General features: G+C 61.4%; 10 protein-coding genes. 8 read left to right on the forward strand and 2 right to left on the reverse strand.

Annotated features, from left to right (window positions below; all coding sequences use genetic code 11):
* The first annotated feature begins 99 nt into the window (after window positions 1-99).
* From ACJ8IP_RS17080 to ACJ8IP_RS17115, 8 genes are all read left to right on the forward strand, one after another.
* The gene (locus tag ACJ8IP_RS17080) at window positions 100-2,247 is read left to right on the forward strand and encodes a phosphocholine-specific phospholipase C (RefSeq protein WP_164106432.1); all 2,148 of its coding nucleotides are present in this window, start codon (window positions 100-102) and stop codon (window positions 2,245-2,247) included.
* A gap of 86 nt (window positions 2,248-2,333) precedes the next feature.
* Window positions 2,334-3,470 carry an ABC transporter substrate-binding protein gene (locus ACJ8IP_RS17085; RefSeq protein WP_033644639.1) on the forward strand — a complete coding sequence of 379 codons (1,137 nt, stop codon included), beginning with the start codon at window positions 2,334-2,336 and terminating at the stop codon, window positions 3,468-3,470.
* 160 nt (window positions 3,471-3,630) lie between these two features.
* Window positions 3,631-5,754 (forward strand): TonB-dependent receptor family protein, encoded by a 2,124-nt coding sequence (locus ACJ8IP_RS17090; protein WP_164106434.1) that lies wholly within the window; start codon window positions 3,631-3,633, stop codon window positions 5,752-5,754.
* Between the two features lie 186 nt (window positions 5,755-5,940).
* Complete coding sequence (locus ACJ8IP_RS17095; RefSeq protein WP_047573657.1) at window positions 5,941-6,867, forward strand: aminoimidazole riboside kinase; 927 nt, start codon at window positions 5,941-5,943, stop codon at window positions 6,865-6,867.
* A 195-nt stretch (window positions 6,868-7,062) separates the two neighbouring features.
* Window positions 7,063-8,472 (forward strand): carbohydrate porin, encoded by a 1,410-nt coding sequence (locus ACJ8IP_RS17100; protein ID WP_164057113.1) that lies wholly within the window; start codon window positions 7,063-7,065, stop codon window positions 8,470-8,472.
* 63 nt (window positions 8,473-8,535) lie between these two features.
* Window positions 8,536-9,906 carry a sucrose-specific PTS transporter subunit IIBC gene (locus ACJ8IP_RS17105; protein ID WP_164106436.1) on the forward strand — a complete coding sequence of 457 codons (1,371 nt, stop codon included), beginning with the start codon at window positions 8,536-8,538 and terminating at the stop codon, window positions 9,904-9,906.
* The gene (locus ACJ8IP_RS17110; protein ID WP_164106580.1) at window positions 9,906-11,315 is read left to right on the forward strand and encodes a sucrose-6-phosphate hydrolase; all 1,410 of its coding nucleotides are present in this window, start codon (window positions 9,906-9,908) and stop codon (window positions 11,313-11,315) included. The genes ACJ8IP_RS17105 and ACJ8IP_RS17110 overlap by 1 nt, the downstream gene beginning before the upstream one ends.
* Window positions 11,316-11,336: 21 nt before the next feature.
* Window positions 11,337-12,380 carry a LacI family DNA-binding transcriptional regulator gene (locus ACJ8IP_RS17115; protein WP_164106439.1) on the forward strand — a complete coding sequence of 348 codons (1,044 nt, stop codon included), beginning with the start codon at window positions 11,337-11,339 and terminating at the stop codon, window positions 12,378-12,380.
* Window positions 12,381-12,436: 56 nt separating this feature from the next.
* On the opposite strand, the gene exbD is transcribed toward ACJ8IP_RS17115, so the two are convergent.
* Window positions 12,437-12,859, reverse strand: a complete 423-nt coding sequence (exbD, locus tag ACJ8IP_RS17120; protein ID WP_004937307.1) for a TonB system transport protein ExbD — start codon at window positions 12,857-12,859, stop codon at window positions 12,437-12,439.
* Window positions 12,860-12,862: 3 nt separating this feature from the next.
* Entirely contained in the window at window positions 12,863-13,840 is a 978-nt protein-coding gene (exbB, locus tag ACJ8IP_RS17125; RefSeq protein ID WP_080280861.1) for a tol-pal system-associated acyl-CoA thioesterase, read from the reverse strand.
* Window positions 13,841-13,990: the final 150 nt, after the last annotated feature.

Consider the following 13,990-nt stretch of genomic DNA (forward strand, 5'->3'; position numbering starts at 1 on the left):
AGGGAGCATTGTTTCTCTCGCTTTCATCTCCCTGTTATTTTTCGCCATTATCGTCGTCAGCGGCTATCTTCAAAGCACACTGACGGAGATTAACGACGCATGCCTGACCTTTCTCGCAGAGACATCCTGCGGGCTGCCGCCATCGGATCGGCGTTCTCGCTGTTGCCCGCCTCGATTCGCAAAGCGCTGGCCATTCCCGCCAATAACCGCACCGGCACCCTGCGCGACGTCGAACACGTGGTGATCCTGATGCAGGAGAACCGCTCTTTCGATCACTACTTCGGCACCTTGCCGGGCGTGCGCGGCTTCAGCGATCGATTTACCATTCCACTGCCCGGCGATCGCCTGGTCTGGCAGCAACAAGGCGCCGAACGGCTGGTGCTGCCCTACCATCTGGACAGCAAACGCGGCAACGCCCAGCGCGTCACCGGCACGCCGCACTCGTGGGTGGATGAGCAAGCCGCCTGGGATCACGGCCGCATGAGCGCCTGGCCCACCTACAAAACGCCGGCCTCGATGGGCTACTACCGCCAGCAGGAGCTGCCGTTCCAGTTCGCGCTGGCCAACGCCTTCACCCTGTGCGATGCCTATCACTGCTCCATCCACGCCGGCACCAACACCAATCGGCTGTTCCACTGGACCGGCACCAACGGCCCGTCCGCCGCCGACGTGGCGGTAGTGGTCAACGAATGGGACAGCCCCGGCCCGGCAGAGATCGGCTACCGGTGGACCACCTATCCGGAACGGCTGGAGGCGAGCGGCGTCAGTTGGAAGGTGTACCAATTCCTGCCGGACAACTTTACCGACAACCCGCTGGCGGGCTTTCGCCAATACCGCGCCGCCAGCATTCAGGTGGGCAACCCGGCTCGGCCGCCAAAAGACTTCAACGCCTTCGTGCCTTATCGCGACGAGCTCAACGCGACCGCGCCGCTGTACAAAGGCAACGGCAACACCCTGCCGGCCGCCGACGGCAACGATCTGGACGCCATGCTGGCCGGATTCCGCACCGACGTGCAGCAGGGCAAACTGCCGCAGGTCAGTTGGATCATCGCGCCGGCGGCCTATTCGGAACATCCCGATCCCTCCAGCCCGGTGCAGGGCGGCTGGTTCACGCAAGAGATCCTCAACGCGCTGACCGACAACCCGGAGGTGTGGAGTAAAACCGTGCTGCTGGTCAACTACGACGAAAACGACGGTTTTTTCGATCATATGCCTTCGCCTTCCGCGCCGTCGCTGCGCGAAGACGGCAGCTTCGCCGGTAAATCGACGGTGCCGTTCGATACCGAGATCTTCCAGCACGTGGCGCCGCCCGGCTCGCAGAACCAGCCGCCGCCGGACGGCCGCATCTACGGCCCCGGCCCGCGGGTGCCGATGCTGGTGCTGTCGCCCTGGAGCCGCGGCGGCTGGGTCAATTCGCAGGTCTTCGATCACACCTCGGTGCTGCAATTCCTGGAAAAGCGCTTTCAGGTGCATGAACCCAACATCAGCGCCTGGCGCCGCGCGGTGTGTGGCGATCTCACCTCGGCGTTCAACTTTGTCGATCCTAACGGCGAAGCATTGCCGAGCCTGCCCGCCACCAGCCGCCACGCCGCCGACGGTCTGCGTCAACGCCAGGAGCAGCTGCCGCAGGTGCCGCTGCCGCCGCCCGCCCGCCAGCGTTTGCCACACCAACGCCGCCTGGCGCGCCCTTCTCGCGCACTGCCCTATCAGCTGCACGTCGAGGTCAGCGTCGCGGCCGAGCAGCGGCGCGTAACGCTGAACCTGTTCAATACCGGCGAGCAAGGGGCGGTGTTTCACGTCTACGACCGGCGAGATCTGACGCAGATCCCGCGCCGCTATACCGTCGAGGCCGGCAAGGCGGTCAGCGACGACTGGCAGACGGAGGACGAGTACCATCTGTGGCTGCTCGGCCCCAACGGTTTTCATCGTGAAATGCGCGGCGCGCTGAGCCGGCCGCAGCCGGAAGTGCGTTTGCGCCCGACGGGCCGCAGCCTGCTGCTGCAGTTGGATAACCCAGGTGCCGAAACGGTGACGGTCACTCTCGACCGCTGCCCTTACACGCAACAAGGCCCGTGGCCCATCACGCTGCCTGCGGGCGGCAGCCACCGCCAAACGTTTGACGCCCGCGCCAGCGGCGGTTGGTATGATCTTGCGCTGCACAGCGCCGGAGGCTGGCGGCGCCGCCTGGCGGGCCGACTGGAGGATGGCGAACACAGCGTCAGCGACCCGCTGATGGGCCAGGAGTAACCTATCGACAGCGAAGAGGTTCAAAAAGCGAAAGGATATCGCTTATCATTGCGTTCTCGTTCCTAGCCGATTACTCAAGGATCTCCATGTCCGCTGTTCTTATCGCCAAAGCCGGCCGCTGGCTGGCCGCCTGCGTTTTGCTGTTGGCCGGCGCCGCTCAAGCCGCGCCGATCGTCGTTACCGATGTCGCCGGCCGTCAGGTTACGCTGCCGCAACCGGCCAAGCGCGTTATCCTGGCCGACGCCCGAGCGCTGTTGGCGCTGAATATTCTGCATCCGCAGGAGCCGCTGAAAAACATCATCGCCTGGGACAACTCGCTGAAGGTCAAAGCCCCGGATCTGGTTGAGGCCTATGCGAAAAAATTCCCTCAGGTCATGCAAATCCCCACCTTCGACAACCCCTACACCAGTGACTTCAGCGTGGAGAGCGCGGTGGTGCGCCAACCGGATCTGATCATTTTCGACATCGGTCTGCTGAGCAAATTGAAGGACAGCGGCGTACTGACCCAGCTGGAAAAAGTCGGCATCCCGGTGCTGATCATCGATTTCCGCCAGCAGCCGCTGACCAACACCGTCGCCAGCATGGCGCTGTTGGGCAAAGTGTTTGACGAGCAGCCCAACGCCGACGCCTTTATCCGTTTCTATCAGCAACGCCTCGAGCTGGTGCGCCAGCGCGTCGCCACGCTGAAACCGGAGCAGCGCCCCAGCGTCTTCATCGAACGCAGCGCCGGCATCAAAGGCGAGCAGTGCTGCAATACCTTCGGCAAAGGCAGCTTCGGGCAGTTTATCGATACCGCCGGCGGCGACAATATCGGCAGCAAACTGTTTTCAGACATGGGCGGTGAAGTGAACGTCGAACAGGTGATCGCCAGCAATCCGGATTTCTATCTGCTGACCGGCGCCGACTGGAGCCGTGGCCATCGCGGTACGCTGGCCGTGCCGCTGGGCTACACCACCGATATGGCCACCAGCCAAAAGAAACTGGCGCATCTGCTGGATCGCACCGGCATTAACGTGTTGAAAGCGGTGAAAGAAAAACGCGTGATGGCGATTTATCATCAATTTTACGACACGCCGCTCAACTTTATCGCGGTCGAGGCGATCGCCAAATTCCTGCACCCGGCGCTGTTTAAAGATATTGATCCGCAAGCGGATATCGAAAGCGTGCACCAGAAATTCACCGCGCTGGATTACAGCGGGGTCTTCTGGCTTACGCCGCAATAATCCCCGCCAGGGCCCGCCAACCGGGCCCTGCTACCGGCATCCTTCATGTAGTTACCCGCTTAACTATTCCATAACAATTCTATTTACTTGCCAATAATTATCATTAAGATTGTCGTTTCTAAAAAAACACATCCGGGTCTGAAACTTCTAAGGCATTATTATGTCAATTCTTTTTCGCCTCTCCCTGCTGGCGACCTCTATCGCCGTTGCTTTCCCCATCCTTGCTGCTGATAACTCATCTCAAAACGATGCCGATACGGTAACCGTCGTCGGCAACTGGCTGGACAACCCTGATACCAGTTCGGTGCTGCTCAACCATCCGGGCGCGCGATCCATCGTCACTCAGCAGCAGATGCATGAGCAAGGCGACCAAACCATCGCCGACAGCCTGCGCGGTGTGCCCGGCGTGCAGGTGCGCGACAGCAACGGCACCGGCGGCAGCGACATTTCGCTCAACGTCGGCGTGCGCGGCCTGACCTCACGCCTTTCTCCGCGCTCCACCATTCTGATGGACGGCGTTCCGTTGGCCGTCGCGCCTTACGGCCAGCCACAGCTGTCGATGGCACCGCTGTCGATCGGCAACCTGCAATCGGTTGACGTGGTGCGCGGCGGCGGCGCGGTGCGTTACGGGCCGCAAAACGTCGGCGGCGTGATCAACTTCGTCACCCGCGACATTCCAAAAGCGTTTGGCGGCACCGCCGGCGTGCAAACTCAGGGCGCCAGCCACGGCGGCCTGAAGACCCTGACCAGCGCCTCGGTGGGCGGCACCGCAGATAACGGCTTCGGCGCCGAGCTGCTTTACTCCGGCCTGCACGGCCAGGGCTACCGCGACAACAACGACAACACCGACATCGACGATTTCATGCTGAAAACGCGTTATGCGTTCACCGATCGCGACGAACTGCTGGCCAATTTCCACTACTACGACGCCAAAGCCGGCATGCCGGGCGGGCTGAGCAGCGCGCAATACGCGCAGAACCCGTTCCAGTCCACGCGTCCCTGGGACCAGTTCGAAGGCCGCCGCAAGGATATGTCGTTCAAATACAAACATCAGGAAGACGACAAACAGTTCGAAGTGTTGACCTACTTCACCGACAGCTACCGCGGCAGCAACATCGAGTCGGAAGGCACCGGCAAAAATGCCGGATTGCGGCGCATGGTGTCCTATCCGCGCCACTATTCGACCTGGGCGATCGAACCAAGCTATTCGCAACTGTTTCGCTTCTGGGATATGGCGCACGAGATCACCCTCGGTTACCGCTACCTGAATGAAACCATGGATGAAAAGGCGTCGCGTTCGGCCTGGTATAACCCGGCGAATGTCGGCGCCACGCCGGATACCCCGGACTATTACCAGCACACCTCCGGCGGCACCGCAGCCAACGCGTTCTATATCGACGATACCATTAACGTCGGCAACTGGACGGTCACGCCGGGCCTGCGTTATGAAAGCATTCGCACCCACGTGGACGATTCGTTCAACAACATCAGCCGCGAGAAAAGCTACAGCGAACCGCTGCCGTCATTGAACGTGATGTACCACCTGTCCGACGCCTGGAAACTGTTCGCCAACGCCAACACCTCGTTCGGTAGCATGCAGTATTTCCAGCTGACCAAAGGCGGCAACGGCAACCAGCCTGCGCCGGGGCTGACGGCGGAAAAAGCGCATACCTATGAGTTCGGCACCCGCTACGACGACACCGTGGTCAAGGCCGAAGCCACGCTGTTCTATATCGACTTCGATAATCAGCTGCAATACATCAGCAACGATGTGGGCTGGACCAACATGGGCGCCACCAAGCACAAAGGCATCGAGTTGGCGCTCAGCTACGATCTCAGCGAGCTGAACCGCGCGCTCGACGGCGCCAGCGTCTACACCAGCTATACCTACACCAAGGCCAGCACCGACAAGAGCGACTTCGCCGGTAAAGACCTGCCGTTCTACTCGCGCCAGGTCTATACCGTCGGCACGCGCTACGCCACCGGTAACTGGGTATGGAATCTGGACGGTTACGCGCAGTCCAAACAGCATTCGCCGGGCACCGGGCCGGAGTACGTCACGCAGGAAAGCGCCGATGGTCAGTTCGGCAATATCGCCGGTTACATGGTGTGGAACATGCGCGGGGAATATAATTTCGGGCCGCAGCTATCGAACCTGACGCTGGGCGCCGGGGTGAAAAACCTGTTCGATCAGCGCTACTTTACCCGCTCCAACGACAATAACTTCGGCAAGTACGTCGGTGAACCGCGCACCTTCTTCGTGCAGGGTTCCGTCGCATTCTGACACCACAGGCGCTTCGCTCATCCATACCGCCCGCTCGCATCGCGGGCGGTATTTCCTGCGCCTGACCCGCCCTATTTTTTGATCTTCCTCACTCCCCAAACGCCTGACGCATTATTTCATTGCTTTGCTAAACCGGTTCTTCTATTTTAGCCACCCATCAGACATCGGTAGAAACAGGGATTAAGCATGGCGAATCGCGTATGGGTGCTGGGCGACGCAGTGGTCGATTTGGTGCCAGAAAATTCAAACAGTTATCTTAAATGCCCCGGCGGCGCGCCGGCTAACGTGGCGGTGGGCGTCGCCCGCTTGGGCGGCGACAGCGCCTTTATCGGCCGAGTGGGGCAAGACAGCTTCGGCGCCTTTCTGCAGCAGGTGCTGAGCGAAGAAGGGGTGGATATTGACCATATGCTTTCGGATCCCGAACACCACACCTCCACGGTAGTGGTGGATCTCGATCAGCACGGTGAACGCTCATTCACTTTCATGGTACAGCCCAGTGCCGATCTGTTTTTACAGCCTGACGATCTGCCGGCCTTCCAACGCGGCGAGTGGCTGCATCTCTGCTCCATCGCGCTGTCGCAGGAGCCCAGCCGCAGCGCGGCCTTTACGGCAATGGAAAACATTCGGGCGGCCGGCGGGCGGGTCAGTTTCGATCCCAATATCCGCGAAGAGATCTGGCGCCAACCGGAAGCGCTGCGCCCCTGCCTGCAAAAGGCGTTGCTGCTGGCGGACGTGGTGAAACTGTCGCGCGAAGAGCTGGTTTTCATCAGCCATCTTGACGATGTGGAGAACGGCATCCGCTGGATGATGCAAACCTACCCGTTGCGCCTGTTGCTGGTCACGCTGGGCGGCGACGGCGTCTACGTGCATGACGGCCAACGGCTGCGTCATTTCCGCGCGGCGCCTGTCGTGCCGGTCGATACCACCGGTGCCGGCGACGCGTTTGTCGCCGGGCTGTTAGCGGCGCTGGCGCGCCTTCACGCATTGCCGCAAGAAGCGCAATGGCCGGCGATTATCGCCCAGGCTCAGGCCTGCGGCGCGTTGGCCACCACCGCCAAAGGCGCCATGACCGCCCTGCCGCGCGCCGAAGAGCTCGCCGCTTTTCTGCGCTGATCCTCTGCATCCACGGCGACCCCCTGGGCGCCGTGGTCTTTTAACCCCACGATTTGCGCACTCGATCACAATAGCTGAATCGGGTTAGCAAACTTGATTGCCAGTCCGCTTCTCGATCGTTATCTTTCGCCATGAAAAACCGGTTTAGCAATTTAGCAAAAAATAATAACAACCCTTCCCGGATGATAGACGATGATGAAAAAACTCAGCTATTTGGCGATAACAACAGGGCTTTTCCTCTCCACTTCTGCCGCTGCGGCCTCCGGCGACGGCAGTATCGAGACGCGTCTTAACGCGCTGGAACAACGTCTGGCGCAGGCGGAACAGCGCGCCGCTCAGGCTGAAACCCGCGCCACGGCGGCGGAACGCCGGGCGCAACAGCTGGAGCAGCGCACCGCCAGCACCGAGCGGCAAACCGCGCGGGTCGCGCAACGCGCCGCCGCGCTGGAAACGCAATCCCCCGCAACCGGCGCGCTGAAACTGAACGGCTTCAACGATCTGAAGCTCTACGGCGACGTGGAGTTCAATCTGGACGGCGCCAGCCGCAGCGGCCAACTGACGTCGTTGAAAGGCAGCGATCACAAGGATTGGAAACCCGGCAACAAAGAGCGCTGGGATATCAACGGCCGCATTCTGGTGGGGCTGGACGGCTATCGCCGCAATCCGGACGGCAACTTCTCCGGCTTCAGCGTCCAGCCGCTGGCGGACATGACCGGCAAAATGAACCTGGACGACGCCGCTTTCTTCTTCGGCAATGAAAAGAACTGGCAAACCAAAATCGGCCGCTTCGAAGCCTACGACATGTTCCCGCTGAATCAGGACACTTTCATTCAGTATTCAGGCAACACCGCCAACGATCTTTACGCTGACGGCTTTGGCTATATCTATATGATGAAAGAAGGCCGTGGCCGCAGCAGCAGCGGCGGAAACCTGATGTTGAGCAAATACGCCGGGGATGTCTATTTCGAACTGAACACGCTGGTGGAAGACGGCACCTCGCTGTTCCAGGACAACAGCTACCACGGCAATGCGCTGAACAATAAGAAAAACGTCGCCTATTTGCGCCCGGTGATCGCCTGGAAGAAAGAGGCCTTCAGCATCGCGGCGGCGATGGAAAGCAACGTGGTGAATAATGCCTACGGCTATCAGGACAGCCAGGGCCGCTTCGTCGATCAATCCAAGCGCAACGGCTACGGCATGACCATGAGCTGGAACACCAACGCGGCCGATCCGGATAACGGCGTGGTGGCCAACCTGAGCACCGCCTACCTGGACGCCGCCGGCGAGCAGGACTTGACCGCCGGCGTCAACGTGCTGTGGCGGCGCTTCGAACTGGGTTATATCTATGCGCACAACAACATCAAAGAGTTCAATACCGCCGGGATCGCCGCCGATATCCACAATCCGCTCAGCGAGCCGGGCAACTACGACATCCACACCGTTCACGCGTCGTATCAGATACCTAACATTATGAATATGAAGAATTTCAATGTGTATTTAGGCGCCTATGTTTCGCTGCTGGAAGCCAACGCCGAGAACAAGATCGCCAACGGCGACAACGACCAGCGTTACGGCGTGCGCGCCAGATTCAAGTATTTCTTCTGACATCGATGAACGTATTTCCGCCGCGCAGAGCGCGGCGGCATTTTAATTCAGCAAGGGGACAACATGGACATTACCGCAACCGCCAACGCGCTGTTGCCGCTGCTCGGCGGTAAAGAGAACATCGCCAGCGCCGCCCACTGCGCCACGCGCCTGCGCCTGGTGCTGGTGGACGACAGCAAGGTGGACAAAGAGGCCATCGGCAAACTGGACGGCGTCAAAGGCTGCTTCAGCAACGCCGGTCAGATCCAGGTGATCTTCGGCACCGGGCTGGTCAACAAGGTGCATGCGGAATTCATCAAGGCGGCGGGCGTCAGCGAATCCAGCAAGGCCGAAGCCGCCGATATCGCGGCGAAAAAGCTCAACCCGCTGCAGCGCATCGCCCGCCTGCTGTCGAACATCTTCGTGCCGATCATCCCGGCCATCGTCGCCTCCGGCCTGCTGATGGGGCTGCTCGGCATGGTGAAAACCTATGGCTGGGCGGATGCCGACAGCGCGCTGTTCGTGATGCTGAACATGTTCAGCTCGGCGGCGTTCATTATCCTGCCGATTCTGATCGGTTTCACCGCCGCCCGCGAATTCGGCGGCAACCCCTATCTGGGCGCCACGCTCGGCGGCATTCTGACGCACCCGGCGCTGACCAACGCCTGGGGCGTCGCCGAAGGGTTCCATACCATGAACTTCTTCGGTCTGGAGATCGCCATGATCGGCTATCAGGGCACGGTATTTCCGGTGCTGCTGACGGTGTGGTTCATGAGCCTGTTGGAAAAACGCCTGCGCAAGGTGATCCCCAACGCGCTGGATTTGATCCTGACGCCGTTCCTGACGGTCGTGATCTCCGGGTTTGTCGCCCTGCTGTTTATCGGCCCCGCCGGCCGGGCGCTGGGCGACGGCATCTCCTTCGTGCTCAGCACGCTGATCGCCCATGCCGGTTGGTTCGCCGGCCTGCTGTTCGGCGGCCTCTATTCCGCCATTGTCATCACCGGCATCCATCACAGCTTCCACGCGGTGGAGGCCGGGCTGCTCGGCAACCCCAACATCGGCGTCAACTTCCTGCTGCCGATTTGGTCGATGGCCAACATCGCTCAGGGCGGCGCCTGCCTGGCGGTGTATTTCAAAACGCGCGATGCCAAAATCAAAGCCATCGCGGTGCCTTCAGCCTTTTCCGCCATGCTCGGCATCACCGAGGCGGCGCTGTTCGGCATCAACCTGCGCTTCGTGAAACCGTTCCTGGCGGCGCTGGCGGGCGGCGCGCTCGGCGGCGCCTGGGTGGTGGCCAATCATGTCGGCATGAACGCGGTCGGGCTGACGGCGATCCCCGGCATGGCGATCGTGCAGGCCAGTTCGCTGGTCAGCTATATCATCGGCCTGGCGATCGCGTTTGGCAGCGCCTTCGCCCTCTCCCTGCTGCTGAAATATAAAACGGACGCGCAATGATGGAGGAACTCAGCTTAATCAAACAGGCAATGCGGGCGGTCATGAACGGCCTGCCACTCGCGCTGCGCGATCCGCACCGCCCGGCCTGGCATCTGGCGCCCAGCGTTGGCCTGCTGAACGATCCCAACGGCTTCATTCAGCACAACGGCGTTTATCATCTGTTCTATCAATGGAATCCGCTGGGCTGCGACCATCGCAACAAGTGCTGGGGACATTGGCAGTCGACCGACTTGCTGCGTTGGGCGCATCAGCCGATCGCCCTGGCGCCGGGCGCCTGTTACGACAGCCACGGCTGTTACTCCGGCTCGGCGGTGGTGGCGGAAGACAAAATCACGCTGATCTACACCGGCAACGTGAAATTCCCCGACGGCTCACGCACCGCTTACCAGTGCCTGGCTCAGGAAAGCGATCGGGGCGAGTACCGCAAACTCGGGCCGGTGCTGCCGCTGCCGGCGGGCTACAGCGGGCACGTACGCGATCCGAAAGTGTGGCGTCATCAGAATGCGTGGTACATGGTGCTCGGCGCGCGGGACTTGCAGGATCGCGGCAAGGTGCTGTTACTGCGCTCCGCCGATCTGCGCGGCTGGCAACCGTTGGGCGAGATCGCCGGTTCCGGCCTGAACGGCTTAGGCGAATTCGGCTACATGTGGGAGTGCCCGGATCTGTTCTCGCTGGACGACGCCGACGTGTTGATCTGCTGCCCGCAGGGGCTGACGCCGCAGCCGGAACGCTACCTCAATCGCTATCAGGCCGGTTATCTGATCGGCAAGCTGGATTACCGCCAGGCGGCCTTCCGTCACGGCGAATTCCGCGAACTGGACGCCGGCTTCGAGTTTTATGCGCCGCAGACGACGCTGGCGGAAGATGGCCGCCGCTTGCTGTTCGGCTGGATGGGCGTGCCCGAGCAAGATGAAGAAGCCCATCCGACGCGCCGCTACGGCTGGATCCACACCATGACCTGCCCGCGCGAGCTGTCGCTGCGGCATGGCCGCCTCCAGCAGCGTCCGGCGCGCGAGCTGCAACAGCTGCGCGGCGAACGAACATGCTGGCAGGGCCGAGCCGATGACGCCCCCGCCTGCGCACTGGGGGCCGCGGAGCTGCAGTTGGCGCCACAGGGCGCGTTCAACGCCGCCTTTGGCGACGCCATGACGCTGAACTGGGACGGCGAAAGGCTGCGGCTGACGCGCGCTTCTCTGGCCGACGGCCAGCCGGAGCACCGTTACTGGCGCGGCCCGGTCACGCATCTGCAGCTGCTGTTCGATCGTTCCAGCGTGGAGATCTTCATCAACCGCGGCGAGGCCGTGATGAGCGCGCGCTACTTCCCGGCCATTGAGCCGCAACTGCGGCTGTCCGGAAACGCGCCGCTGGCGTTGGAATACTGGCCGCTGACGCCATGCATGCTAGAATGACGCATCCTCCGATGACTTCAGATGGCGTCAGTGAAAAAAAATAAACGCATTACCATCAGTGACATCGCCACGCTGGCCGGGGTGTCGAAATCGACCGCCAGCCTGGTGCTGAACGGCCGCAGCAAGGAATACCGGGTGTCCGACGACACCCGCGACCGCATTCTGGCGCTGGCGCACGAGCACCATTATCAGCCCAGCATCCACGCCCGCTCCCTGCGCTCCAACCGCAGCCACACGCTGGGGCTGGTGGTGCCGGAGATGACCAACTACGGCTTTGCGGTGATTTCACGCGAGCTGGAAACGCTGTGCCGCGAAGCCGGCCTGCAGCTGTTGATCGCCTGCACCGATGAAAACCCGGCGCAGGAGATGATGGCGGTGAACAGTCTGGTACAGCGGCAGGTGGACGGCTTGATCGTCGCCTCCAGCCAGTTGAACGACGCAGAATACCAGAAGATCAACGCCGGGCTGCCGGTGGTGCAGATGGATCGCCTGATCGCCGGCTCCGAACTGCCGCTGGTGATCACCGATTCGGTCAATTCGACCTCCGACCTGGTGGAAACGGTCGCGCGCCAACATCCGGATGAGATCTATTTTCTCGGCGGGCAGCCGCGCATTTCGCCGACCCGCGATCGCCTGGCCGGCTTCCAGCTTGGCCTGGAGCGCGCCGGCGTAACGTGCAAACCGGAATGGATCATCAACGGCAACTATCACCCCAGCTCAGGTTACGAGATGTTCGCTCAGCTGTGCGCACAGTTGGGGCGTCCGCCCAAAGCGCTGTTTACCGCCGCCTGCGGCCTGCTGGAAGGCGTATTGCGTTATCTGACTCAGCATCAGCTGATGGAGAGCGACATTCACCTGTGCAGCTTCGACGATCACTACCTGTTCGACTGCATGACGCTGAAGATAGACACGGTCGCGCAAGACTGCCTAGCACTGGCGCAACATAGCTTCGACAATGTCACCGCGCTTATCGACGAGCGGCCGCTGGAACAGAACGCGCTGTATCTGCCGGGCCGCATCCACTGGCGCCATGCCGGTTCCAGGGATTTGTTGGCAAAGGCGTGACAGCTCTTTAGCCGTAAAAAAAGGGCGCCTGAGCGCCCTTTATCGTTTTGCTGCCGCTACTTGGCGGCGCCTTCCATGCCCACCAGCCCCACTTTCAGGTAACCGGCTTTACGCAGGGTGTCCATCACGCTCATCAGCGTTTCATAGTCCACGCTCTTGTCCGCCTGGAAGAAGATGGTGGTTTCTTTGTTCGCCTGAGTGCGTTGATCCAGCACCGAGGTCAGCTGATCGGCATTCACCGGCTGATCGCCGACGTAGAGCTGCTTGTCGGCCTTCACCGACAGGAAGACCGGTTTTTCCGGCCGCGGCTGCGGCTTGGCGGAAGAAGCCGGCAGATCGACGCGGATATCTACCGTTGCCAGCGGCGCGGCCACCATAAAGATGATCAACAGCACCAACATGACGTCGATAAACGGCGTCACGTTGATTTCATGCAGTTCGCCGCTGTCGTCCAGATCTTCATTTAAGCGCATCGCCATGACTCACCCCGCCCGCAGTTGATGTGCGTGCTGTGAGCGCTTGGCTTCCGCCGTTGCGGCCAGATCCAGATCGCGGCCCTGCAGCAGCAAGACCTGAGCCGCCACGTCGCCCACCTGGGCGCGATGGCCGCTGATGACGCGGGCGAAGATGTTGTAGATAACGACCGCCGGGATCGCCGCCACCAGGCCCATTGCGGTCGCCAGCAGCGCCTCGGCGATGCCCGGCGCCACGACCGCCAGGTTGGTGGTCTGCGAATGGGCGATGCCGATGAAGCTGTTCATGATGCCCCATACGGTACCGAACAGGCCGACGAACGGCGAGATGGCGCCGATGGTGGCCAGAAAGCCGTTGCCGCGGCCCATGTTGCGGCTGTAGGCCGCCACGCGGCGCTCGAGGCGGAAACCGGTGCGCTCTTTGATGCCGTTGTTGTCGTCAGACTCGGCGGACAGCTCCAGCTCGTTTTGCGCATCGTTCAGCAGCACCGCGCTGACGCTCTCCGGGGAGAAATTTTGCGCCAGCTCGGAAGCTTCATCCAACGAGCGCGCGTCGGCCAGCGCCGACTGCTCGCGGCGCAGACGGCGCTTGGCGCGCAGCAGTTCGCTGCCTTTGGCGAACAGAATGGTCCAGGTCACGATAGACGCCAGCACCAGGCCGATCATCACCGCTTTCACCACCGCGTCGGCGTGCTGGTACATGCCCCAAATGGACAAGTCCATACCGCGGGTTTCCGGTGGCTGGATCGTGGGCGCCGGGTTCACCGGCGTGATGCTTTCCGGCGCGGCGGCTGCAGGCGCAGGCGCGGTGGCCGGCGCAACGCTTTCGGCAACGGCCGGATGGGTCGCCGGCGCAGCCTGCGCGCTGCCGGCCAACCCTACGACCAGCACCATTGAAGCCATCAGGCTGCGGCCAAAGGCCTTGCCCCACTGCGCCCGGCCCTGGCCGAACGATCCTTGATTTAAATTCTTGCCAGCCGTTTTCACGCTGTGCCTCCACCCATTACCGATCAAAATTAAGGAATAATTCAGCGTGCGATCATATCAAACCAACCGGGGATTGATAGTAGTTCTCATTATTATTTACCAAATAAACGAGAAAATTTTAGACACCTCCGCAACCAAACGCCAATCCAC

It is taken from the genome of Serratia sp. CY52157 (genome assembly GCF_052168495.1).
Taxonomy (GTDB): domain Bacteria; phylum Pseudomonadota; class Gammaproteobacteria; order Enterobacterales; family Enterobacteriaceae; genus Serratia; species Serratia ureilytica.